Raw genomic sequence first — 23,919 nt, forward strand, 5'->3', positions numbered from 1 at the left:
CTTACCTTCTTGGTGGTGGACCCATTGTTTCGCCCGTATCACAGCGACCAATTGAATTATCAGCTAATTGACCTTTAAAACGTGGCCCTATTTGATAAGGGAACGAAGGCTGTAATTTACCATCGCTGTCTAACGAAAGTGTTATGTGGTAGTGATAACCTTTACCATCGTTGGTATCGTGGCCGTTATGCTCATCAAGTTGTGCACCTGCTACTGTTTTTTGGGCGTAGTAATAATCTTCAAAATAATAACCGTCGTCGGCATTTAATGTATTACCTGAAAGTGTTGTTACTTCTGCGCCAATAGCTGGGCCTGTATCGCTTATTTGTGTACCTTGGCTAATATCGTATTGATTGACTAAAGTACAGCTTCGCTCACCTTGCGTACCACAACCGCCCTCGCTTGTTGATGCACCATAATCGCGCATTTCCCAACCGCTTAATGCAAGTTGCCCGTTACTTTCATAAGGGCCATAAAGTGGGTAGCCATCAGCTGCAAAACCATAAATTGGTGAATGCGCATCGCCATCATCTTCAAGTAAATCAGCTAAGCAGCTCGTGTAAAAATGATGATGATATTCTCCATTAGCAGCGTGTCCGCCACATACATCCACATCGTATTGTTCGGCAATTGGCGCTAACGTATACCAAACATTATTACCGTAGCTCATACCATCGCCCCAATTAAATATGCTGGTGCCATTAACCATTAAACCAACTGTACCTAGGCCAGTTTCACAGGTTTCGGTGTCAGGTAAATCGGTGGGTGTTATTGGAAAGTACGCTTCTACAGCTTGTTCAGTCGGACAACCAGGTCCTGGAGGCCAATAGCCTGCACCGCCTGTATCATTACAATTTTCAGTGCTGCTGTTATAACCTATGTCTTCACCAAAAGAGATTGTTTGCCCTACTGCTGCTGAGGTTACACCGTTATAAAAATCGGTGGCTGCACGTGGGCGGTTATTTAGCGCGTCTACTTGCTCTTGTGTAAGCGTTACGTCATATTTTGGAATATCTGTGGTTTGCACGTACATGTATTCAACGTCAGCATCATCTTGTGCAACGCTAACAACTTCAACTGATTGCACATCTTCAACCACTGCACCATTATTTTGTATATAAGTAGAAGTTGTATCCTTGTTAATTAGCCAACTAGCAAGCTTTGCACTGGTATTGCTAGTATAATCTGATGATGCACGCACAGTAATTGTTACACTATCTATAACAACATCATTAGTGCCATCATCTGCACTGAGTTCAAATATCAGTGCTTCGTCGGTTAATACCTCAGGTGCTACAAACTCTGTTGACGTTGCAGTACTTAAAGATAAACTAACGGTTGTGCCCGATGTTTGCGACCAGCTAACCGATACTTCACCATCATCTTCAACCGTAGCGTTTAAATAAACGGTATCACCCGCATTAACTATTTGATCAATACCCGCATTAACTGTTGGAGCTGCATTACTGACTATTTCGCCTTCAATAGTTGCACTTGTTGAATCGCTATTACATGCGCTTAAAGCGATGCAAAGTGCACTTAATGCGAATAACTTAGCTACATTCGAGGTTTTTGTTTTAGAGTGCGTTTTCAATGTTTGAACCTTTACATTAACGTTTAATAAAACAAAGTTAACAAGTAAAAGTGCAAACAATGTGCACAAACTAAGGAAGAATCTACATTAAAATTACAATTGTGGCCTTTTGAGCACAAATTTATCTTTGGTTGTACTAAAGTAATCGCCGCCCATTTTGCCCACTGCATTTAATAATTTGGGATCAATATAGCCATTACTCATCACGCTATCGTTTATACAAATACCCACTACATCCAATAACATCATTTTTCCGACGCCAGGCTCATTGGAAATGCTAATAACCTCGCGTAACTTACATTCAAACCGTACTTTTGAACCGGCAACACTTGGCGCGTTAACTAACAGACTTGGAGCTTGGGCGATGTTAGCTGCATCAAATTCACTTATATCACTAGGATAATTTGCACAACTTTGATTCATTTTTTCAACTAGCTCTTGGCTAACTATATTAACCACACATTCTTTAGTTGCCATTAAATTACTGAGCGTATCTTTATCCGTTTTATCACTTGGGTTTACTTGCGTAACGCTTAAAACAGGTGGTTTGCAGCTAGCCACAGTAAAAAATGAATAAGGCGCAATATTCGCAATACCTTCACTATTTAATGTGCTTATCCATGCAATTGGTCTAGGGCTTATTGCGCCTACTAAGTAGGAGTAAACATTTTGACTGGTGTTTTCGGTTAGATCTAAAAACATACTTTTCCCTTTAATACATTAAAACTAAATCTTAATTCAAAGTAGTTACGTATAGGCTTGGCTGACTTAGCTAAATAACAAACTAATTTTTATCTCCATTTAAAGCAATAAACAAATTATATGAAAATAAACATAGTGTGGTTTAAACGCGATTTACGTCTTAGCGATCATCAACCATTAAAAAATGCATTTAGTAACGGCTTACCTACCCTACTACTTTATAACTTTGAGCCATTAATGCTTGAAGATGCACACTACAATGAGCGGCATTGGCGCTTTGTATATCAATCAATAGTTGAGTTAAATAATCAACTAACACGCTTTAATGCCTGCGTTTATATATTTAATTTAAACATGGGTGACTTACTTGAATCGTTAAAGACGCAGTTTGAAATAGTTAATATTTTTAGCCATCAAGAAATAGGTTTAAACAATACCTTTGAGCGCGATAAAGCCATTAAAGTGTGGTGCCAACATAACCGCATTAATTGGCAGGAGTCGCAAACAGGCGCAGTAATTCGCGGCAAAAAAAATCGTAATAATTGGAACGAGCGCTGGCAGCAAACAATGCAAGCACCTATCGCGGTTCCTAATTGGAAAAGTATAAAAACAATTACCCTCAATAATTACCAAGCACCTGAGCTGCCAAGCGCTTACACCCAAAATCACGACAGTTTTCAACAAGGCGGCCCGCTGCAAGCACGCACTGTATTACAGAGCTTTTTTGCCGAGCGCGGTAAAGGTTATCAAAAAGGAATATCAAGCCCAAGTTTGAGCCAAGTACATTGCTCTCGGCTCTCGCCGTATTTAGCCTGGGGGAACATTAGCCTTAGGCAAGTGTACCAAATGGCCTTTGACAAATATCATTCAAAACATCCTGATAAAAAAGGCTGGAAGCGCCCACTTGCTGCGTTTGTATCGCGCTTGCATTGGCACTGCCACTTTATGCAAAAGTTTGAAAGCGAATGCTCTATGGAGTTTTTAGCACTTAATCCGGGTTATCACGTATTTCCGTATCGTGATGACGAACATGTAAAAAGCGATATTGAACGCTGGGCGCAAGGTCAAACAGGTATTCCAATTATTGACGCTTGCATGCGCTGTTTAAAAGCCACAGGTTATATAAACTTTAGAATGCGCGCCATGCTTGTAAGCTTTGTAACACATCATTTAAATATAAGCTGGCAGCAAGCAAGCTTTCCTCTTGCTAATTACTTTTTAGATTTTGAACCAGGAATTCACTACCTGCAAATTCAAATGCAAGCCTCAGTAACTGGCATTAATACCATTAGGCATTACAACCCAATAAAGCAGTCGGAAGATCAAGACCCAACAGGCGCGTTTATTAAAAAGTGGTGCCCCGAACTTGAAAAACTCCCTATTGAATATTTACACCAGCCTTGGCAACAAACTCCTATGGAAGCGCTATTTAACGATTTTAAGCTAGGGGAAGATTACCCCGAGCCCATGCTTGATTTAACAGCAGCCTCAAAAGCAGCGCGCGAACGTTTATGGCAATACCGCGAGCGAGCAGATGTTAAACGCGCCATAGGAAGTATTCTTAGAAGGCACGTAGCAATTACAGCAAAAACAAGCCAAGTAAAAAATAAAACCACTAACGATGGCTCATAAAAAGCAAAGCTTACCTCAAAAAACATGCCCCATTTGCAATAAACATTTTACGTGGCGTAAAAAATGGCAACGCGACTGGGACAATGTTATTTACTGCTCAAAGCGCTGTAAGTGCAATAAGCAATAATAGCTGGCGCTCATCTTGCACTAACCTTATAAATACAACGCTTTTTAGCTATTTTGTGATTATTTTTGCAAATAACACTCACCTAGTATGAAAAGCTTACCGCCAATGCAATAAGGAGAAGATGATGACAATTAAAAAATCTGCAAACTCAAAATGGTCTGGTGATATTAAAACAGGTAAAGGGAGTATTTCTACGCAAAGTGGCGCGCTTAATAATCAACCCTACGGATTTAATACCCGCTTTGAAGATAAACCCGGCTCAAACCCTGAAGAATTAGTAGCTGCGGCGCACAGTGCATGCTTTAGTATGGCATTATCGCTAGCATTAGGTGAAGCAGGGTTTACCGCCGACAACATTGATACCAAAGCGGTAGTTAGCTTAGATGAAGTAGACGATGGTTTTGCTGTTACCCACATTGCGCTTGAAGTTAATGCTAAAATTGCTGATATTGCAAACGAGCAGTTTCAAGCTTTATGCGATCAAACCAAAAAAGGCTGCCCTATTTCTAAACTAATGAATGCTGAAATATCACTCAAGGCTGAGCTGAACTAACTATTGTAAATACATTATTAAAACGCCGCATTTATTTGCGGCGCTATATTACATGCGTTTAGTTACATATTACCTAGCTCTATCATCATCGCGGTGTACATGCGCAAGTTAAGCTTTAGCTGCTCAAGGGTAATAAACTCATGCTCAGAGTGTCCGGTGTAACGCTTACCTGGCATTGATGGGCCAAACGATACCGCATTATCAAATAACTTAGCGTTAGTACCGCCGCCAATAGAGACAAAGCCGGCTTGTTGATCACCCGTAAAGTGCTTAAAAATATCAAGTAATTTTTGCGCATGCGGCGCGCCATCAAGTAGCATAGGCGTACCAATAATAGTTTTAACATCATTTAGTGTTACATTGTTAGTGGCTTGCCATTTTGCTAGGGCACTGTCTATTTGCTGCTTTAACACCAACTCTTCTTTGCCCATAGGACGGCGCGCATTTACACTAAGCGTTAGGGCATTTCCCTCTCGTTCAATCACAGTAGGTGCCACTGTCATTGGCCCCATAAAATCATGTTTATAGGCAATATCGCCAAACTGTTTGCCATGAATATCTAAACCAATTAGCTGATTTACAAAGTTAATTAACTGCCCATCGCTATTATTTTCAAGCACTAGACCTTTAAATATTTCGGCTAAATAAGCAATTGCGTTAACACCCGACTCTGGCTCTGATGAATGCGCCGATACGCCTTTTACACTAATTGCGACAGCAGTATCGCTTTGCTGAGCAAAGTTAAACTCTACTTGCTTAAGCGTACTGGCTTTGGCTTTTAATTGAGTAAGTAACTTAGCATCGGCATTATGCAGTACTAGGCTGGCGTCTTCTGGTATTTGGCTTACAAATGCACCACCTGCAACATCACTAACATAAACGCCTGTTTTTGCCGAGGTAGCATTGAACGTTGGCGCAATTAAACTCCACCCTTTTTCAGCCACCACTACCGGGTATGACGCATCAATTGTTACTGCGTACTTTGGCTGCTCATAGGTTTTCATAAACTCAGTAAGCGGGCCCCAATCAGACTCCTCAGCAAGGTAAATCATTAACTCAATACGGTTATTAAGCGTTATGCCTTTATCTTTAATGGCTTTCATGGCGTAAAGCGCTGTCGCTATTGCGCCTTTATCGTCTTCGGTACCGCGGCCAATTAAGCGCCCAGGCTCTGATGTTGTATCAATAATAAATGGGCTTTGCTGCCACTTACTCGCATTAGCTGGTTGCACGTCGCCGTGTGTTACTACGGTTACTTTATCGCTTTGTTCCCCAAGTCCAATTAATACTGTGTAGCCTAAATCCTGATAATCTAAACCCAGCTCGGCCGCTTTCATTTTGAGTAAGGCTTTAAAACCAATAAAGTCGGGATTTTGTGGTGCGCTAATATCGCTTTTATTCACAGTAGGAAATGATACTAAATTGGTTAGTGTATGTACCTGGGCGCTTTGGTAGGTATTTACGGCATAATTGGCAACACTATCAATATTTTTATTTAACTGTGCTTGGGCACTAAACGCAAATAATGCAACACTGGCTAACGCTAACTTTTTCAAAACAATTCCCATTTAATTAATCACTAAGAAACATAATTATAACCTTGTGCATCTCACACAAACAGCGCTTTGCGGTAAAGTCACATAACAACCAGTGCAATTAGTTAAATATTTATATAGTTGCTTTTATACTTGGTGCTATATAATGCGCGCCTTAAAATTATGAGTATTAAATATGAACCGTCGCAAAAAAATCGTTACTAAATTTCAAAAGAAAGATAAGCGCACCAATGCCAAATTACATAAAAGCAAAAAACCAGGTTATGTATCAAAAGCTGAGCGCGAAAAACTTGAAAAACTTACTGACGAAAAAGTAGAACAAACAACTGAGCAAACCGCTGAACCTGAAGCTGAGCAACAATAAGCGCTTTTAGGCGCTTATTGCTTTAAGTTTTTACGGATCTATTGTGGTAAAAGTAGCGTATCGCTCAATAACCTACTACCACAGTGGTAACTATTAATTTAAAAGCCATAGTAAATTTATATAGCCCTTCTATTTACTGTTTCAACCTTAAAACGCGTAGCTTAATGCTAAATTTAATGATCTTCCTTGTCCTGCTAATTGTGTAAAGCCGGTTGCGTTATCTTGTTTAAACCCCGCAATGCTAACCCCACCTAATGGTAGTTGGTAATACTGATCAAATAAATTTGTTACCTCAACACTTAGCGTAAATGCATCCCACACTGTTTTAGAACTTAAATTAACTAAATGATAGCTATCGGTTTGGTTTTCAAAGCGGTTGTTATCTACTCTCGTTTTAGTATCGACCCATTGCCATAAAAGTGAGTTTTCAACATTACCAACTTGCTGGCTAATACCAAGCTGGGTTTGCAATGGTTTAATTTGATAAAGCGGCTGAGTGCTAGAGTTACCGTCGCGTTTGCCACGGGTGTTAGTTATATTTGCTTTTAACTGCCACTGACCTAACTGTTCAGATTGATAAATACTGGCACTTAAATCTACTTTAGCGCCATATAAAATGGCGTCTACATTAGTAAACTGCAAAATATTGCGACTATTACCGTCAATACCTGAACTATTAAAGTTTCTTACTATGTCAGCATCAATATAATCATTCACATCGGTATACCAAATATTAGTACTTACACGCCAGCTGTCGTCTTTTGCCAATTTAGTATAAGTAGCACTCATTGTATGTGCGGTTTCAACGCCAAGATCTGGGGTGCCAATATAACCATTACCATCGCCGTACCAGCCAATCATGGTGGTTGCCATATTGCTAACCCCCCAACTGTATCGCTCGTATAAGTTTGGCGCGCGATTTTTACGAGCAATACCAAGTTGCAGTTCATCAACGTTAGTTATTTGGTAATTAATTAATACGTTTGCATCAACTACAGTATCGGTTTTATTTCTACTCCCTGCATTAAACGTATTTGCTGCTATAGCGTCACTTGGCCCTATATGCATACCGCCCATGTGCATACCTGTGTTATATGCCTGTACTTCACTTACTTGGGTATTTATATTTTCAATACGCACACCCGTGTTTAACCATAGTTTTTTACTATTTTGGCTTTCATATTCTGCAACAAGTGCAATGCGTTCACGCTTTCCATTATTAATATTTTTATAGTCGTTTGGCCCCATCATGGCCGAGCCTGTAATACTTGGCCACCAATCATCAATACTATAATGGTAATATTCTTGAGCTAGCAATATGCTGCTATCGTTATCTAAATTTATACGCCATTTTAACTGGCTGCTTATATCTTCTGCGTCGGTTTTCATTGGCATCATGCCGATTTTTTCTGCGCTAAAAAATCCCATATCGTGTTTTACGCTATGCCAATTTACTTGTCCTGCAAACTCGCTGCTCGCAAATGCTCGTTTGTATTGCGCTGTAACCCCGTAACTGGTGTTATCTGTCATATCCATATACTGATTAGCAAAGCCTTGATACGGAATTTTTTGATGACTAAGCTTAACTACAACCTGCTGTTTATCGTCGCGTATAGCTGCGGTTAAACTGTGATTTTGGGCGCGATACAACGTATCAAGCACTACATCGCCGTTCCCGTCTTCATAGCTGTTTGCATCACTAAACGAGCCCTGATAATTAACGCTAAGTGTATTACTTGCTAAACGTGCACCTACTCCAAAATTACGACCATTGTCAGCAGTGCTGTACTTTGCCGATACATAACCAGAATGCCATGCTAAATCGCTATTTTGAGTGTATTGCGGTGCAATAGAGTTAACACTTATTACACCTGCTATATTATCGCCACCTGCACTTACCGGTGATACACCGGCAACCACATGATAAGACGTAACTTGGTTCGCCGAAATGTAAGACAACGGCGGATTCATTTGATTAGCGCATGCCGCCGTTATTTCTGCGCCATCAACTAATACTTTTACTCTGTCGCCCATTAAACCATTTAAAATAGGTAAATTAGATACGCCACCAGCAGCTGAAAAATCGACACCTAAATCACTTAATAGCGACTCTGTAGAGCCAAGTGCTAAATGTTTATTTTGAGCATCCCCATGTACTTCAATCACTTCTAAAGATGTATCGTCGGCAAATACTAAAGGTGATAAAAGCCCACTTGTTAAAAACACTAAAGGTGAGAGTAAGTAAGGTGTACGGTATATTATTTTATGCGCCATTATTTTATTCTTTGGACTGCTATTATTAATGACGTAATTATACTGGATTCACCTTACTTGCATGCGCGACATAATGTCGCACTTTATTAACTATAATCAGTATTTTTAGCCAAGCTTATCTTTTTATATTAGGTTATTTGCCTCTCTAAATTAACCACACGACATTAAGATTTTATTAAAGTAATTAATTTACCTTTAACGGCCAGCTAATAGATGACGCCCTATGTTATTTGGCTTAAAATGGCCGCCTATTTATTCCCAGCATTTACAACAACACTTCTTTTGCTTTTTTCGCAGCAACAACACTTTACAGTTTGCTTGTTGCCCTAGTTTTTATGAATTAAACATTAATCTCAAAGGATTTTTATGACCGCTAATGTAGCGCCGCCATCTAATCAACTTAACCGAACAGCTATATTAATCGTGCTTGCGCTCGGTACTTTTATTTTAGGGTTATCTGAATTTTCGATGATGCCTATGCTGCCACTGATCAGTGAAACTTTTGGCTCAACGCCTTCGCAAAGTGGCTACGCTATAAGCGCTTATGCTTTAGGTGTTGTTGTTGGTGCGCCCATTTTAATGTTAACTACTGCAAACATGAGAAAACGCAAAGCGTTGCTTATATTTTTAAGCTTAATGTGTATTTCTAATAGCTTAAGCGCTTTTGCAACGTCACTTGAGCAATTGGTATTGTTTCGCTTTTTAAGTGGCTTGCCCCATGGTGCTTATTTTGGTGCAGCTATTTTATTAGCCTCTGAAATTGCCCCTGCAGGTAAGCGTGCAAGCTTTATGTCGAAAGTTTTTATGGGTTTGACCATTGCCACCATTGTTGGCGTACCTGTGGTAACTTTAGTAGGGCAAAACTTAAGCTGGCGTTACTGCTTAGCCGGTGCAGGTGTTTTAGCTTTTATTGCTTTTATTTTTGTATATAAAGTTGTGCCAAATATTGAAAACACTAAACCATCTAATTTACTTAATGAGTTTGGAGTATTAAAAAACAAGCTGGTTTGGTCTATTTTGGGGATTGTAATTATTGGTTTTGGTGGGGTATTTTGTATTTATACCTATGTTGCCGATACTATTTTAGAAGTAACCGAAACAGCGCCCTACACCATTTCGATTGCTATGGTGATGTTTGGTATTGGCTCAACATTAGGTAATTATGTATTAGGTAAAGCGGCAGATAAATCTGCAATTAAAACAACTGGCTTAGTACTGGTTTGCACTATTGTATTTGCCTTTGCTTATGTAACCGCAAGCTATAACATTTGGCTGCTTTATGGGGTTATATTTTTTATTGGCTGCAGTTTAGGTTTAGCAACGCTAGTACAAACCTTACTAATGGATGTGTCTCCCAATGGGCATGCCATGATAGGCGCGTTAGTACAGTGTGCTTTTAATGTTGCTAATGCAATTGGCCCTTGGGTTGGAGGCATTGCAATTGCGCAAGGTGCCGCGCCAAATCAAACAGGCTATGTTGCCGCTGCTCTTTTTGTTGGTGGGTTTATTATGTGGTTACTTAGCTACTTACAAATGAGCAATAAATCGTTTGTAGCAAAAGAGGCTTAATAGTTAACTAAAAAGAGCCGCTAATTTGCGGCTCTTTTTATTTTTAATTACTAAGTGTAATTAAACACTTAACGATGCCATATCAATAACAAAACGATAACGAACGTCAGACTTTTCCATTCGCTCATAAGCTGTATTTATTTCATCAATATTGATCATTTCACATTCGGGTAAGACATTATGCTCGCCACAAAAATCAAGCATTTGCTGCGTTTGTGCAATACCACCAATAAGTGAGCCTGCAATACGGCGACGCCCCATTAATAATGGCACTGTGCTTAGCTCATCAACCGGGCCAACCTGACCAACAATAACCAGCGTACCATCAATATCTAGCAGTGGTGTGTAAATAGATAGGTCATGCTTTACCGGTACAGTATCAATAATAACGTCGAAGGCTGACTGCGCACTTTTCATTGCATCATCGTTTGACGACACTAAATAATGCTGGGCACCTAGTTTAACCGCATCGTCTTTTTTAGACTCACTACGGCCAACTACCGTAACGCTTGCGCCCATAGCGACAGCGTTTTTAACCGCCATATGGCCAAGACCACCTAAACCAACTACAGCAACACGACTGTCTTTTTTAACGCCCCACTTATGTAATGGCGAGTAGGTAGTAATGCCTGCACACAACAGCGGTGCAACACGCGACAGCTCTAAGTTTTTAGGTACTGAGAGTACGAACTCTTCACGCACTACAACATGTTTAGCATACCCACCTTGGGTCATATCGCCGTTAACACGATCTGTTCCTGCATATGTGCCTACCATGCCTTCACGGCAAAACTGCTCTTCGTTATTATCGCACTGATCGCAACTTTTACATGAGTCGACCATACAGCCAACAGCAACCGTATCGCCTTGCTTATATTTTGTAACGTCGCTACCTACCGACATAACCTTACCAACAATTTCGTGTCCGGGTACTAACGGGTAGCGACTACCACCCCAATCATTACGTACCGCGTGCAAGTCTGAATGACAAACTCCACAGTATAATATTTCAATTTCTACATCGTTATCTCGTAAATCGCGGCGCTCAAAAGAAAACTCGGTGAGTTCTGAACCTTGGCTTTTTGCTGCATATCCTACTGTTTTCATAATAACTCCATAGTATGTTAAAAATATAAATACCAAATAAGTATACTTGCTTAGCTGTGAACACTAACTGATGATAAAAAACCCAAGCCGTACGCTTGGGTTCCATTTGATTGTTAGTAACTTAATTGTTAGTAACTTAACATTTAGGTTTGCCCTAATTATTTTGCCAGTACCGCGTTTAATTCATCTACAAATGTATGAATACGCTCTGCATTTTTACCTAAATCACTGCGACCAATACGCGACTTACTACGAATATCAACAAAACGCTGAGAGCCTTCATCTTTAATACGCACCACTATATCGTCTTTAAAACCAAACCAGGTGGTGGTCTCGGTTGCTTCAACAATCCCTTGGCTGGCATCGCTATTAACTAACTCCCAACCCAAATTTTTAATCGCTTGCACTGTAGCCACTACTAGCTCATTTTTTGGGTAAGCATAATTAAGGGTAGTCAGTTCTGGGTAAGCTTTAAGCTGTTGCGCAGCCGTTTCTGCCCCGGCATAAGCCACTGGGTTTGGCGCATCGGCACGCAGTGGTGCAATAGCTACAAACTTTGGTGGATTAACTACATCTGTCGAAATATCATGAATTGGCGGCACACTTTTCGCTTTATCCATCATATTAAGTGGCATAAAAATAGCAATACCCGCAAATATAACAGCCACTATAGTACTACTTACAGTGGCTGTTTTACGCATAAATATGATCTGCACTAAAAGTAATACAAGCGCAGCTCCCCCCACGTAAACACCAAACCTAAATCCAGCAAATGCAGTGCCTAATTCAACAACGCCAAATTTATATAATGGCCCGGGCAATACAACCATTAAAAAGGCGATTAAACTCACCAAACTTACTAAAACTTTCATTAATTTACTCCATTACATGAATTTTTTATTCGCAAACAGTTTTATACTGTTTGCGATGGAATTTGGGTTACATTAATAACGAATTAAACCATAAAATCTAATGTCGACTGATTAAAGTATCTTAAGTTTGGAAATATATCACCTAATTCTGATGCAGGAACACCAAACCACTTAGCTAGTGTGGCAAAATATTGCTCATTTGCAACACTTGGTATTAATCGCCCTCGGCCGGTATCTTGTGGTCCGCCTAAATGTTGAGTTAATAACTCCCCATATATATTGGCGCCTTTAACTGCGCCTCCCATAACGATTTGGTTTCCTGCCCAACCATGATCCGTGCCATCGCCATTAGATGTTAGCGTACGGCCAAAGTCCGACATAGTAAACGACGTTACTTTGTCAGCCATATTCAGCTCATTCATCGCACTATTAAACTCGTTAAGTCCTTGTGCTAGTGTGCTAAGCAATGCAGGGTGAGTATTCAATTGATTATCGTGTGTATCAAACCCTCCCATAGAAACAAAAAACACTTGGCGCTGCGTACTTAACTTTGCTTGCACACTAATCGCCTTAGCTACCGCAGCTAGTTGCTTCGACAACCCTGTATCGCTAAATGAGGTAATAAGTTCAGGGGCGGCTTCAAGCGCACTATTCATTGTTTGGGTATTTCTAATCGCTGAATTAAAACTATTAGCGTAAGCACCCGTTAATGGATGATTCGTATTACCCATTATACGGTTCATAATATTGGTTACATGCTCAGTTCTTGGCTGATAACCGCCAAAAGCGTTTACTTTACTGATACCGCTTTTATTAAGCGAAAATGCCTTAGTTTGCGCGCCTGTTTGCCAAAGATTGGTGCCATCGAGCGATATGTTTGCAGCAAACTGATCTTGCTGATTTAAGCGCTCTAGCAAACGCGCTCCCCAACCATTATTTAGCGATTCCTTTTCACGACCATACATCCACGCTGCTTGTTGATTGTTATGTGAAAACAAGTGTTGAGGCAGCGGTACTGCTTTATTTTTATAATCGTCAAGCGTGGTTGGTGCAAGCAAAGTACCTACTCCGCCAACAAATGCCAAGTTAGCCGAATCAAACACACTTTGCATGGGTGCAAGCGCTGGGTGCAGCCCTACACCACCAGCAAACGACGAATTAGTATTAAGCGCAATAGGCGAAGCAACCGCCAAGTTTTGCCTGCTTTTTTCATACAAATTTCGTTGCTCGCCCTCTAACGGCATTAGCATATTTAGTGAGTCGTTACCGCCATATAAAAATATACATACTAGGGCTTTATAATCACCCAATTCAATAGCATTTGTTGAACCCGTTAATGCTTGAAGTTGTAAGCTGGTTAGCGCCGCTGCCGACACCCCGCCTTTTAAACATAATGACAAAAATTGCCTTCTATTTATGCTCATTATGCCTCTCCTAATACTGCAAATTAAATTCAGGTGAAATAGCAATCATATAAAGTAAATACGATACCCGCTGACGATCTTGATTATCAATAAAATAGGCACTTAAATCGAGTAACGCCTGGCGTGTTTCGTGGCTCATTGAACCGGCAAAATACAACACATTGTACTGATCAAGTAACGACTCTATGCCATAATTTTTTAGATGGTTCATATCGTTTTTAATATAGACGTATAGTAATTTTGGACTTAAAGATGTTTTTCCTTCAGCCGCATTCCACACTAAATCTGCAAAGTGCTTATTCATTATGCCAATTATTGTAGAGTCATTTGCTATTTGTAACTCTGGAGCAACTAAGCCATCACTACGTAAATAAACAGGTTGGTAATCGGGCCTGTAAAAGTTAAATACTGAGGGCGACTTCATTGGCCCCTGTCCATAGGTATTGTATAAACCCCACGTGTTGTAATAACCGTTACCGGTTTTAGCATCTAGATTTCGCCAAAACTGTATTGTGGTTATCAGTGGCTCTTTTAGTTTCCCTTGATAATTTAAAACACTGCCAAAATGGCGTGCCTCATCATCTAAATAAATAGCCTTTATTACCGCGGCTAAATCTCCTCGTACTCCAGCGCCGTTATCATTAAAAACACGAGCAACACGGGTAACATATTGCGGTGTTGGGTTTGAGGTAATTAAACGCTGTATGAGTTGTTTACTAATAAATGGCGCTACATTATTGTGATTAAATAGGTTATCGAGCGCTATTTGCAGTGTTTCTTCTGGTCCGTAGCCCTCGGGGATAATTTCGCCATTTAACAATGTTTTTTGTTTACTAGAGTGATACTCGCTAAACGCTTTCATTGGATTTACATAATCACGTTTTTTTTTCTTAAAAGTTTCACTAGCTGCAAATGTCCACCCAGTAAAAACGCGCGCAAATCCTTCTATTTGAGCCTGACCGTAGGTGGCAATTGTATTACCTTGCGCATCAAGCTTTGGAGTAGCGTCTAAATTTAACTCTTCAAGGCCTATTGTAAATAACTGCATTACTTCGCGGGCGTAGTTTTCATCTGGGCGAATATTAAGCTCATCATTTGCCTTTTCATTCCCTAAATGGCTTAAAAAAGTACCCATAATTGGCGACAGCGTTACGTCTTCTAGTAGCTCTCTATAGTTACCAAAAGCATGTTTAAGCAAAATATCGTAGTAAGTGATCATGCCCTCGGGCTGATTACCTACATTACTACTTGCATCCGATACAACCAATATTTGACTCAATGCAAAGGCAACACGTTGGCGTAGTTGATCGTCGCTATGCAACACCCCCTTCCACCACGCATCAATCCTATTAATATACTGAAATTTGTTTTCATCAGGGCTTTTCACTAAATAACCACGATGGTAGTTAATTGGTAACGCCATTTGTTGCTCAAGCCACTGCTGTTCGCTTAACCCTTGAGCTTGGCGTATTTCACTTAATGTGGGGCCCATACTGCCTTGCTGTAATATACGTGCGGCAGCAGTTTCATCCATACTATTACGCGCAACAAAACTCACAGTTTTAACGTTGGTAGCCCCTTCATTATCGGTTGCCGTTACGCTAAAAGCGTACTCCATTGCTGCATGGCTTTGCGCATCTGGTAAAGTAATAGTGATACTACTGGCATTTACAGGTGCATTAAGTACTTTAAGCCCCGCAGTTTGTTCCCACACAACACTACTGATAACGCCATCGGCATCGCCAACTGTTGCATTTAAATCAATAGTTTGACCTTTAACTATATCGTTTTTGATATTGGTTATTGATAGGGAGGGGATTTTATTTGTGCTTATAACTGGTGTCTCATCTGAGCCAGAGCCACCGCAAGCACTGACAAACAAAGCAGAGCTTGCTAGTAAAAAAGTTCTATAGTACATGTAAATTTGTTCTCACCTTTAATTAAAGCACAACAGTGCTTACTGCAATTAACACATCAATTGAAACATAAAAATTACATACTTACTCTTTATTTTTTGTAACCGAAACTTGACTAATTAGCAAAAATGCACAAACTACGGGGGTTAAACTAGCCAGAGCCTTATTATTTATGAAAACAGAAATTAGCTATCGTTTTGAATCTTCTCAAGTTGCCAACCGATTTATACATCTACTTAAAAATTGGCCCATTAATGATGTAAAAACAAAATTATTTAATGGCGGCAATTGCGTAAAGGTTAATTATGACTATGACGAGAGTGGTTTTGACTACACAGTTGCAGAGCTTGACGATTTAGCCGAAACACACGGCGGTAAAGAAATTTAAAAACAATGCTTATATATTTTGAAGTGTTTTTGGCTGGATCTACTTTTTTTAAAACTGATGGATTGTTGATTAGTAACTATAAATTAAACAAAAAAAGCACTATGGTTTAATTAAACCATAGTGCTGCTGTTTATCGTTATTTATCGAAATGAATAACAGTGCGAATACTTTCGCCTCTGCGCATTAAATCGAACGATTCGTTAATATCTTCAAGTCCCATTGTATGGGTAATAAAGTCACTTAACTTAAATTCACCCGCTAAATAACGTTCTACATAATCAGGTAATTCGCTGCGACCTTTAACCCCACCAAATGCTGAGCCTCTCCATACTCTACCCGTTACCAATTGGAACGGACGGGTTGAAATTTCTTGCCCCGCACCAGCAACACCAATAACCACAGACTCACCCCAGCCTTTATGGCAGCACTCTAGCGCAGAGCGCATTAGGTTAACATTACCAATACACTCAAACGAGTAATCAACACCGCCATCGGTCAACTCTACAATTACATCTTGAATTGGTTTGTCGTAGTCTTTAGGGTTAATAAAGTCGGTAGCGCCTAGTTTTTTTGCTAATTCAAACTTACTTTCGTTAATATCTATAGCAATAATTCGGCTCGCTTTAGCCATAGTTGCGCCAATAACTGCCGACAGGCCTATGCCACCAAGGCCAAATATGGCTACTGTTGCGCCTTCTTCAACTTTTGCAGTATTCATTACCGCGCCCATGCCGGTTGTAACACCACAGCCTAATAAACACACCTCTTCTAATGGTGCAGATTTATTAACTTTTGCTAACGAAATTTCTGGTAATACCGTGTATTCAGAGAAAGTTGAACAACCCATATAATGAAAAATTGGCTGGCCGTCTTTGTAAAAACGAGTGGTGCCATCAGGCATTAAGCCTTTACCTTGAGTTTCACGAATTTTTTGACACAAGTTAGTTTTACCCGATAAACAAAACTTACACTCGCCACACTCTGGTGTATATAAAGGAATAACGTGATCCCCAACTTTTACACTCGTTACGCCCTCGCCAACTTGCTCAACGATACCACCGCCTTCGTGGCCTAAAATAACCGGAAAAATCCCTTCAGGATCATCGCCAGACAAAGTAAAAGCATCGGTATGACAAACTCCAGAGGCAATAACTTTAACTAATACTTCGCCCTTGCGCGGCAGCATTACGTCAATTTCTTCGATAGATAAAGGCTGTTTTGGACCCCATGCTATGGCGGCTTTCGATTTTATAAACTTATCTGACATCTCGTTCTCTCTTAATTAATAAATTATTTAATATAAATGAACGTAAACACGTATTTTAGTTTAGTTCAGTTACCTTAATAATGCGCTGCTGCATATTATTTTTGGCTTAGAATTATGCTATTCATTTTAAAGCAATTAATGGCTATGCCCTTGCGATAGGTTAATCATTGCAATGCCTATGGCCACCAATGCCATTCCTAACCAAGTGGATAGATCTAAATGCTGTTTATATACAAGGGTAGATAGTAGCGTAACGGTAACAATAGCTAACCCTGCCCACATCGCATGCACAATACCTACAGGCATGCCTTTCATTGCTTGGCCTAAAAAAACAAACGCAGCCAAATGGCCCAATAACACCACTATGCTGGGCAGTAACCTAGTAAAGCCATCTGTTTGTTTTAATGCCACATGCGACATTGCTTCTGCAATAACACCTAAAAATAAAAATACCCAGCTCATATTTTTTCCTATTTATTTTGCGAGCTGTTGTATTAATGTCGATAACGTTATATCGACGATTTAACTTATTCACAGCATGTTTGTGTTGATGGCTGCTATTATATTTGTTTCTGTAAAAATGATAATATGCTATTTTTGAAATTAACTTGTACATATAGGTAACAATCATGCAGTGGGAAGGTATTAGTGAATTTGTACACGTTGCTGAAAATGCCAGCTTTACGCAAGCCTCAAAAAAAATGGCAATATCTACAGCGCAAGTAAGCAGGCAAATTAGTGCGCTCGAAAACCGGCTGAATGTGAAGCTGTTTTATCGTACTACGCGCAAAGTGTCGTTAACTGAAGAAGGCCGAGTGTTTTATCAGCATTGCCGCAGCGTGCTTGATGGCTTAGATGCTGCAGAGCGGGCTATAACTAATTTACAAACAACGCCCCAAGGTAAAATAAAGCTTACGGCTTCGGTAACTTATGGAGAGCAGCAAGTACTGCCTTTGGTTTCTGACTTTATGCTGCAATATAGTGAGGTCGCGGTTTCTGCTTACTTGAGTAATCAACAAATTGACTTAGTTGAAGGCGGATACGATTTAGCTATACGTATTGGTAAGCTGGCCGACTCGTCAATGATGGCAAAAAAACTCGGAACCAGAACCAGTTATGTGTGCGCATCGCCAGAATATCTGGAAAAACACGGCATACCACATGCAATTTCTGAACTGAGTAAACATAGTTGCCTACTAGGCACGCTTGATTATTGGCACTTTATGGAATCGGGAAAAGAAAAAAACATTCGCGTTGCCGGTAAGCTAAGATACAACAGTGGCTATAGCCTAGCGGATGCAGCATTAAAAGGATTAGGAATAGTACAACTGCCCGATTACTACGTGCAAAATCACCTGCAAAGTGGTGAACTAATTACCTTATTAGATAGCTATCGGGTGCCTGATGAAGGCATTTGGGCCATATACCCTCATAATCGTCACTTATCGCCAAAAATAAGGTTATTGGTCGACTATTTAGCAAAGCATCTTAGTTAGTATTTACGTATTTGAATAATATTAATCTCGAATTTAACTGTGAGGTTAATATTATTACTTCAACTAAGTACACGCTCACATTTTACTTTTCACCTTGTTAGTTGCAATACTGGTTGCAGGGCTATCGGGCCAAAAATGCTTGGGGTAACGCCCTTTCATTTCTTTTTGTACATCGCGATAACTGGTATTCCAAAAGTGCGCTAAATCTTGAGTAAGTTGCAACGAGCGTTTCCCCGGCGACAATAACTCCATCAGCAGTGGCAATTTCCCCTGCGCCAACAACGGCGTGCTGGTCATACCGTATACTTCTTGCATACGTACACTGAGCTTTGCAGGGCCTTCAAGCTGATATTCAATCCTAATATTAGAGCCGCTCGCTACCGTTAAACGCAGTGGCAGTAAGCTTTTTAAGGCACTTTGTTGTTGCCAGTCAAAACAGTTTTGTAATGCCTCAAAGTAGTTAAACTTTTTAAGCTGCTCCAGGGTTTTAATATCTTGTAAAAATACACCTAGCCACTGCGGTGCCGTTTGAATAAGTTGTTGCTCGTTAATTTTCGGAAACTTTTCGCTCATTAGCTTACTTGCTAAGCTCATTCTAATTAATAGTTGCTCAGCGTCTTTTTGTTCATTAAACAGTGCAAAGCCATGTTTAGTAAATAAATTTAACCATGCTTTGGCGCGCTCACTTTTATCGAGTTTTTGCGCACTTGGCTGGCTAGTAAGCGTAATAGCGCCAAGTTTCACTTCGTCTTGATGGATAAAGCGTGCAGTTTTTTCATCAAACTCACAGCGAGTTTGCATGCTAAATAAATGCGGCAAATAAGCTTGCAGCTCAAATGGGCTAAGTGATGTGGCACTAAAAATACGCCCGCCTTTGTGCCCGCCCATAGTGGCAATTGCAAGGTAGTCGTCGTTATGCCAGTAATCGCGGTTTAGCTCAGCGCCTGCACCATTGGCAAGTAAGTATCCACTGCCACGCTTTTTCGCGATTCGATCGGGGTAAGCAAGCGCCACCAGCAAGCTTAAGTGCCCGGTATTTAAATCGCCATTTGACTCTTTTACTTTTAAGCGAGTTTGCCAATATTTTAATTGCTGCTTGAATACCGGATGTGGCCGTTGTTGTTGGCTATGCAGCGCTAAGCTTAGCTCATTAGCAGTATTAACTCGGCTTTCAAGTAATGCCACCAAATAAATAGCGAGTCGATAAATACCGGGGAGTGCTTGCTCTAATGCCTGCGCTTTTAATAGCATATGCGCCAAACGAATATCAGCGCCAAAGCCTAACATTTTACTGCCAAGCGGTGTGAGCTTGCCTTTGCTGTCTATGGCTTCAAGCATGCTAAGTAAGTTACTTGCCTGTATGCCTTGCTGCTCGGTAGGCTTATCAAGCAAGGTTAGCTCCTCAATGCTTGTCCCCCATTGCTTAGCTTCTAGCATTAGTTGGCTTATGTCTGATGTGAGTATTTCGGGATTGTCGTGACTATTACGGCGCTCAAAAGTTTGCTTAGAGCCAAGCCTATAAACCACACCTGGCTCTATTCGCCCTGCACGCCCTGCACGCTGCACTGCCGATGAGCGCGATATGCTTTGTGTTGTGAGTTCAGTAACACCGGTTTTTAAATTAAAGGTCGCGGCGCGGCGTTTACCGCTATCAATCACAATCCTTATGCCTTCAATGGTTAAGCTAGTTTCGGCCACATTGGTAGTAAGTACCACCTTGCGCATCCCTTCAGGCGCAGGAGCAATAGCTGCTTGCTGGTTGGCTTTATCTTGCTCGCCAAATAGCGTTGCCACTATACAATTGTTTGGTAAGTCAGTGAGTGCTTGTTGTACCCTGAGTATTTCGTGCTGCCCTGGTAAAAACACCAACGCGCTGCCTGTTTGCTCACTCAGTGCTTGTTTTATTATAGTGGGGATTGCATCAAGCCAGCGGCTTTCATCTTTTATGGGTATATATACTTCATCTATTGGATAGCTGCGCCCATTTGATTGAATTACAGGGCAAGCAAAAAACTCAGTGTAGCGCTGGGTATCAAGGGTTGCCGACATCAACATTATGGTTAAATCTTCGCGCAGCGCACTTTGGGTCTCTAACGCAAATGCCAATGAAGTATCGGCTGCAATAGAGCGCTCATGAAACTCATCAAATATCAGTAAATCAACATCGCTAAGCTCAGGATCGTTTTGCAGCATACGAGTAAGCATGCCTTCGGTAACTATTTCAAGGCGCGTATTAACACTTACTTTACTCTCACCTCTTATACGCAGGCCAACACTTTGGCCAACACTCTCGTTTTGACACTTTGCTAAGTAACTAGCAATATTACGCGCAGCTAAACGACGCGGCTCTAGCATTACAATACGTTTAAAGTGCCCATCACGCATAAGTTGCAGCGGCAACCAAGTAGACTTACCAGCACCCGGCGGCGCTTGCAGTAGCGTAATTGGGTTGCTTTGTAATGTTATTACGAGTTGTTGATATATGTTTTGAACCGGCAGCACAGCTATTTACCCTAAATTGCTTTACCGGCATTGTAACAAAAAACCGCAGCGTGACTGCGGTTGATGTTTAATAATTAATACTCTTTTACAAGCAACTAAGCTCATATAGGTTGCCCATTAGCTACCCACTTTCTACCTATTAACTCTCTACTAGCTACCCGATACCATTCTAATTCGCTCTGCGGGTACGCGCAATTGCTGCATTAAATACACTTTAAACGACTCTGCATAAGGCTGATCATCTACGGCTTTTTGCATGCATAATAGCCAAGCTTCACTTTCGGCAACGCCTACTGCCAAGTGTTTATGCGCCTGTGGAATGTTAATGCTGCCAAAATGATCCGCGTACAGCTTAGGGCCGCCCATCCAACCTGACAAAAAGTAAGCTAACTTTTTACGCGACTGCGACAAGTCTTTACTGTGCATATCTCTTATGTGCTTAGCCTCTTTTAACTGTTGCATATAATCATAAAATGCATCAACCAGCTGGGTAATACCTACTAACTCCCCCGCCATTTTGTAAGAGCAATCTCCTACGCCATATTCACACACTTTAGTATCCATAACTCACTCATACCGTCTGTTTTATCGCAACATAATAACTTAAAACCTATATTGGATAAGCAATTATTACAAACTGCTATGTATATTTTGTATGCATTTAAAGAAGGACCACATAATTACACCCACCTTTTAGCCTTACTCTATTTATGATTGATATTAAGCTACTGATATTAATTACAAAAAATATTTATGCTTTTTTTTGGTATACGACTTGCTACTTTATAGTTGACTGTTAATTTCACTAATCTAAAGTAAGGAGCTACTTATGAACAGCGATCGTATCAAAGGTAATTGGAAAGAACTTAAAGGTAAAGCGCAACGTAAATGGGGCGAAATAACCGACGATGATTTAGATAAAATTGAAGGTAGCCGCAAAGAGTTAGTTGGCAAAATTCAACAGCAATACGGTAAGTCGAAAGAAGAAGCCGAACGCGAAGTTGATGAATTTGAAAAAGACCATTCATTTTAGCTATTAGCTACTTAAAAATAACCGCCATTGTTGGCGGTTTTGTTTTTAGCTAAACATTAATGAGCACTTATCACATCTTCAGCTAATAGTAGCTCATCGCCTTTATATACTTCGATCCAGCCTGGCGGGGATGTATCGCAACCAATAATAGTTACCTGTAACACATAACTATAACGACCATTTTTAAACGTATAATTATGATTGCCACCACTGCCTTCAAATGTAATATCGCCATTTAGTAAAACCATATCAGGCTTGTCGCTTGGCTTTTTATCAATACCCCATACTGCATAACGAAAATTATGATCGCCTAAATCATCAACACGAATATGGTAGTTAGCTGTTTTCCAATCAAGTACTGGCTTTTCAAAAGTATTGATACTTGCATGCAAAGATTGCTTACCTTGTTCAATTAAGCTTTTAGCCTGTACCTGCTCTTTTACATTTTGCGTATTTACAGCAATAATTTTACCGTCGGTATCTACCCACATAACGCCGTTATTGAGCATAATGCCGCGCCAACCTACACTATCCCAATCGGTATCAATGTTTGAACTGGCAATAACTGCGGTGAGTTCATCGTCAAACACTTCATCAAAGCGGTTAATAAGCTCAGCCTCATCTTTAATGTCAGGTATAGGATATAGAAACATAGAAAACATAGAATGACACCCACCCTAATAATTAATCCCTTTGGTGTTTATCTAAATAAACATTGCTGAGCTTAAAATCCCCTTAGCTTTGACAATCTCTCTGCTTATTAAAATAATATTCAAATAACGCTGTTTTTATTCATTTTTAGGCATGCAAAATACTGTGCTTTCACAGTGAAGGGAAATAACGAGTAACTTTTTGAAGTAACGCTTTAAGCCAGTAGCTTTTCGCAATTACTAACGTTTGCGCGCCGCTTTCTGTTTAGGTGTTCGCAGTATCCTTCGTGCGACGCTGGGCGACCTACTGCACCATGAAATACGCGACTAAATTGTGCGGTGAGTTTTAGCCAGTTTTCGGGGGTAATGTTTACTCTTTGTAACAGGGGTAAAGTGCTGCTTTCGATATAGCCTGCTTTACCTTCGCGTATACAACGCCCGGTTAATTCTACTAGTTCAAGGTAAGATTTAAGCTCAAACGGTAATCCTTTCGCCATGTGCTTTTTTGATTTACCTGAAAAGCGCAGGAGTTGCTTCGGTTGCTTACCTGCAGTGGCACTTTCAATGCGTATTTTTACGCTGGTATGCTCTGATGTTTCAGGTGTTGTTGCTGCCTTTGCTCTTATTGGGTTTAAATCAACATATGCCATACAGGCGATTAATGCCGCTTCATCTAAGAGGGCTTGTGATTTAAAGCGTCCTTCCCAAAAGCGGCCGGTACAGTTATCTTCTTTATTAGCTCTGCGCGCAATGTCTTCATTTAATAAGCGCATAAACCAACTGATATTAGCTAAGCGTTCTCGGTATTCACTGATTGTTTCATTTAGAAAGAGCCATTCAATTTTACTTAGCTCTTCACCTTGCAGATATTTGTTAGTGAGTACAGTGCCTTT

22 protein-coding genes are annotated in these 23,919 nt (G+C 40.4%); 8 read left to right on the top strand and 14 right to left on the bottom strand.

Annotation, left to right across the window (positions count from 1 at the left end; all coding sequences use genetic code 11):
* Window position 1: 1 nt before the first annotated feature.
* Window positions 2-1,654, bottom strand: coding sequence for a YHYH protein (locus tag H5079_RS14940; RefSeq protein ID WP_182684388.1), 1,653 nt, complete (start codon window positions 1,652-1,654; stop codon window positions 2-4).
* 33 nt (window positions 1,655-1,687) lie between these two features.
* Window positions 1,688-2,296 carry a flavin reductase family protein gene (locus H5079_RS14945; RefSeq protein WP_182684389.1) on the bottom strand — a complete coding sequence of 203 codons (609 nt, stop codon included), beginning with the start codon at window positions 2,294-2,296 and terminating at the stop codon, window positions 1,688-1,690.
* A 120-nt stretch (window positions 2,297-2,416) separates the two neighbouring features.
* Here H5079_RS14945 and H5079_RS14950 point away from each other — a divergent pair, with 120 nt between their 5' ends.
* The 3 genes from H5079_RS14950 to H5079_RS14960 all read left to right on the top strand — a co-directional run bounded on the left by H5079_RS14950 (window position 2,417) and on the right by H5079_RS14960 (window position 4,608).
* Window positions 2,417-3,928, top strand: a complete 1,512-nt coding sequence (locus H5079_RS14950; RefSeq protein WP_182684390.1) for a cryptochrome/deoxyribodipyrimidine photo-lyase family protein — start codon at window positions 2,417-2,419, stop codon at window positions 3,926-3,928.
* Entirely contained in the window at window positions 3,918-4,055 is a 138-nt protein-coding gene (locus tag H5079_RS14955) for a DUF2256 domain-containing protein (RefSeq protein ID WP_182678345.1), read from the top strand. The genes H5079_RS14950 and H5079_RS14955 overlap by 11 nt, the downstream gene beginning before the upstream one ends.
* Window positions 4,056-4,179: 124 nt before the next feature.
* Complete coding sequence (locus H5079_RS14960; RefSeq protein WP_089368627.1) at window positions 4,180-4,608, top strand: OsmC family protein; 429 nt, start codon at window positions 4,180-4,182, stop codon at window positions 4,606-4,608.
* A 62-nt stretch (window positions 4,609-4,670) separates the two neighbouring features.
* On the opposite strand, the gene H5079_RS14965 is transcribed toward H5079_RS14960, so the two are convergent.
* Window positions 4,671-6,164: a dipeptidase gene (locus H5079_RS14965; RefSeq protein WP_182684391.1), complete on the bottom strand. Its 1,494-nt coding sequence runs from the start codon at window positions 6,162-6,164 to the stop codon at window positions 4,671-4,673.
* A gap of 175 nt (window positions 6,165-6,339) precedes the next feature.
* Between H5079_RS14965 and H5079_RS14970 the strand changes: the two genes are divergently transcribed.
* Window positions 6,340-6,528, top strand: a complete 189-nt coding sequence (locus H5079_RS14970; protein ID WP_011328862.1) for a DUF2986 domain-containing protein — start codon at window positions 6,340-6,342, stop codon at window positions 6,526-6,528.
* Window positions 6,529-6,675: 147 nt separating this feature from the next.
* On the opposite strand, the gene H5079_RS14975 is transcribed toward H5079_RS14970, so the two are convergent.
* Window positions 6,676-8,802 carry a TonB-dependent siderophore receptor gene (locus H5079_RS14975; protein ID WP_182684392.1) on the bottom strand — a complete coding sequence of 709 codons (2,127 nt, stop codon included), beginning with the start codon at window positions 8,800-8,802 and terminating at the stop codon, window positions 6,676-6,678.
* 366 nt (window positions 8,803-9,168) lie between these two features.
* On the opposite strand from H5079_RS14975, the gene H5079_RS14980 reads away from it, so the two are divergent.
* Window positions 9,169-10,371: an MFS transporter gene (locus H5079_RS14980; RefSeq protein WP_011328864.1), complete on the top strand. Its 1,203-nt coding sequence runs from the start codon at window positions 9,169-9,171 to the stop codon at window positions 10,369-10,371.
* A gap of 60 nt (window positions 10,372-10,431) precedes the next feature.
* Here the strand turns inward: H5079_RS14980 and H5079_RS14985 are convergent, their stop codons facing one another.
* From H5079_RS14985 to H5079_RS15000, 4 genes are all read right to left on the bottom strand, one after another.
* Window positions 10,432-11,478: an NAD(P)-dependent alcohol dehydrogenase gene (locus tag H5079_RS14985; protein WP_182684393.1), complete on the bottom strand. Its 1,047-nt coding sequence runs from the start codon at window positions 11,476-11,478 to the stop codon at window positions 10,432-10,434.
* A 158-nt stretch (window positions 11,479-11,636) separates the two neighbouring features.
* Window positions 11,637-12,350, bottom strand: coding sequence for a DUF1499 domain-containing protein (locus H5079_RS14990; RefSeq protein WP_182684394.1), 714 nt, complete (start codon window positions 12,348-12,350; stop codon window positions 11,637-11,639).
* Window positions 12,351-12,433: 83 nt separating this feature from the next.
* Window positions 12,434-13,774, bottom strand: coding sequence for a DUF1501 domain-containing protein (locus H5079_RS14995; protein WP_089368631.1), 1,341 nt, complete (start codon window positions 13,772-13,774; stop codon window positions 12,434-12,436).
* Between the two features lie 10 nt (window positions 13,775-13,784).
* Complete coding sequence (locus tag H5079_RS15000; protein WP_182684395.1) at window positions 13,785-15,692, bottom strand: DUF1800 family protein; 1,908 nt, start codon at window positions 15,690-15,692, stop codon at window positions 13,785-13,787.
* A gap of 170 nt (window positions 15,693-15,862) precedes the next feature.
* On the opposite strand from H5079_RS15000, the gene H5079_RS15005 reads away from it, so the two are divergent.
* Window positions 15,863-16,078 (top strand): hypothetical protein, encoded by a 216-nt coding sequence (locus tag H5079_RS15005; protein WP_011328869.1) that lies wholly within the window; start codon window positions 15,863-15,865, stop codon window positions 16,076-16,078.
* Between the two features lie 136 nt (window positions 16,079-16,214).
* Here H5079_RS15005 and H5079_RS15010 read toward each other — a convergent pair whose 3' ends face one another.
* Complete coding sequence (locus tag H5079_RS15010; protein WP_011328870.1) at window positions 16,215-17,345, bottom strand: S-(hydroxymethyl)glutathione dehydrogenase/class III alcohol dehydrogenase; 1,131 nt, start codon at window positions 17,343-17,345, stop codon at window positions 16,215-16,217.
* A gap of 135 nt (window positions 17,346-17,480) precedes the next feature.
* The gene (locus H5079_RS15015; RefSeq protein ID WP_011328871.1) at window positions 17,481-17,807 is read right to left on the bottom strand and encodes a multidrug efflux SMR transporter; all 327 of its coding nucleotides are present in this window, start codon (window positions 17,805-17,807) and stop codon (window positions 17,481-17,483) included.
* Between the two features lie 167 nt (window positions 17,808-17,974).
* Between H5079_RS15015 and H5079_RS15020 the strand changes: the two genes are divergently transcribed.
* Window positions 17,975-18,841, top strand: coding sequence for a LysR family transcriptional regulator (locus tag H5079_RS15020; protein WP_011328872.1), 867 nt, complete (start codon window positions 17,975-17,977; stop codon window positions 18,839-18,841).
* A gap of 75 nt (window positions 18,842-18,916) precedes the next feature.
* Here the strand turns inward: H5079_RS15020 and hrpB are convergent, their stop codons facing one another.
* On the bottom strand, window positions 18,917-21,343 hold the full coding sequence (gene hrpB, locus H5079_RS15025; RefSeq protein ID WP_182684396.1) for an ATP-dependent helicase HrpB: 2,427 nt from the start codon (window positions 21,341-21,343) through the stop codon (window positions 18,917-18,919).
* Between the two features lie 150 nt (window positions 21,344-21,493).
* Window positions 21,494-21,907, bottom strand: a complete 414-nt coding sequence (locus H5079_RS15030; RefSeq protein WP_182684397.1) for a group II truncated hemoglobin — start codon at window positions 21,905-21,907, stop codon at window positions 21,494-21,496.
* A 265-nt stretch (window positions 21,908-22,172) separates the two neighbouring features.
* On the opposite strand from H5079_RS15030, the gene H5079_RS15035 reads away from it, so the two are divergent.
* Window positions 22,173-22,376, top strand: coding sequence for a CsbD family protein (locus tag H5079_RS15035; RefSeq protein ID WP_182684398.1), 204 nt, complete (start codon window positions 22,173-22,175; stop codon window positions 22,374-22,376).
* Between the two features lie 56 nt (window positions 22,377-22,432).
* Here H5079_RS15035 and H5079_RS15040 read toward each other — a convergent pair whose 3' ends face one another.
* Both H5079_RS15040 and H5079_RS15045 read right to left on the bottom strand, forming a co-directional pair.
* A complete protein-coding gene (locus H5079_RS15040; protein ID WP_259398068.1) occupies window positions 22,433-23,038 on the bottom strand; it encodes a hypothetical protein in 606 nt (201 codons plus the stop codon).
* Between the two features lie 203 nt (window positions 23,039-23,241).
* On the bottom strand, window positions 23,242-23,919 hold a 678-nt coding region (locus tag H5079_RS15045; protein WP_182684399.1), incomplete at its 5' end, for a transposase.

Source organism: Pseudoalteromonas sp. SG44-5, assembly GCF_014164175.1.
GTDB classification, from domain to species: domain Bacteria; phylum Pseudomonadota; class Gammaproteobacteria; order Enterobacterales; family Alteromonadaceae; genus Pseudoalteromonas; species Pseudoalteromonas nigrifaciens.

Bases quoted from the DNA above. Each gene is read 5' to 3' on its own strand.
- H5079_RS15000 (WP_182684395.1), bottom strand. From the start codon at position 15,692: ATGTACTATAGAACTTTTTTACTAGCAAGCTCTGCTTTGTTTGTCAGT.
- H5079_RS15040 (WP_259398068.1), bottom strand. From the start codon at position 23,038: ATGTTTTCTATGTTTCTATATCCTATACCTGACATTAAAGATGAGGCT.
- H5079_RS14970 (WP_011328862.1), top strand. From the start codon at position 6,340: ATGAACCGTCGCAAAAAAATCGTTACTAAATTTCAAAAGAAAGATAAG.
- H5079_RS15035 (WP_182684398.1), top strand. From the start codon at position 22,173: ATGAACAGCGATCGTATCAAAGGTAATTGGAAAGAACTTAAAGGTAAA.
- H5079_RS15015 (WP_011328871.1), bottom strand. From the start codon at position 17,807: ATGAGCTGGGTATTTTTATTTTTAGGTGTTATTGCAGAAGCAATGTCG.
- H5079_RS14980 (WP_011328864.1), top strand. From the start codon at position 9,169: ATGACCGCTAATGTAGCGCCGCCATCTAATCAACTTAACCGAACAGCT.
- H5079_RS15030 (WP_182684397.1), bottom strand. From the start codon at position 21,907: ATGGATACTAAAGTGTGTGAATATGGCGTAGGAGATTGCTCTTACAAA.
- H5079_RS14995 (WP_089368631.1), bottom strand. From the start codon at position 13,774: ATGAGCATAAATAGAAGGCAATTTTTGTCATTATGTTTAAAAGGCGGG.
- H5079_RS15010 (WP_011328870.1), bottom strand. From the start codon at position 17,345: ATGTCAGATAAGTTTATAAAATCGAAAGCCGCCATAGCATGGGGTCCA.
- H5079_RS14990 (WP_182684394.1), bottom strand. From the start codon at position 12,350: ATGAAAGTTTTAGTAAGTTTGGTGAGTTTAATCGCCTTTTTAATGGTT.
- H5079_RS15005 (WP_011328869.1), top strand. From the start codon at position 15,863: ATGAAAACAGAAATTAGCTATCGTTTTGAATCTTCTCAAGTTGCCAAC.
- H5079_RS14950 (WP_182684390.1), top strand. From the start codon at position 2,417: ATGAAAATAAACATAGTGTGGTTTAAACGCGATTTACGTCTTAGCGAT.
- H5079_RS14985 (WP_182684393.1), bottom strand. From the start codon at position 11,478: ATGAAAACAGTAGGATATGCAGCAAAAAGCCAAGGTTCAGAACTCACC.
- H5079_RS14960 (WP_089368627.1), top strand. From the start codon at position 4,180: ATGACAATTAAAAAATCTGCAAACTCAAAATGGTCTGGTGATATTAAA.
- H5079_RS14955 (WP_182678345.1), top strand. From the start codon at position 3,918: ATGGCTCATAAAAAGCAAAGCTTACCTCAAAAAACATGCCCCATTTGC.
- H5079_RS14975 (WP_182684392.1), bottom strand. From the start codon at position 8,802: ATGGCGCATAAAATAATATACCGTACACCTTACTTACTCTCACCTTTA.
- H5079_RS15020 (WP_011328872.1), top strand. From the start codon at position 17,975: ATGCAGTGGGAAGGTATTAGTGAATTTGTACACGTTGCTGAAAATGCC.
- H5079_RS14945 (WP_182684389.1), bottom strand. From the start codon at position 2,296: ATGTTTTTAGATCTAACCGAAAACACCAGTCAAAATGTTTACTCCTAC.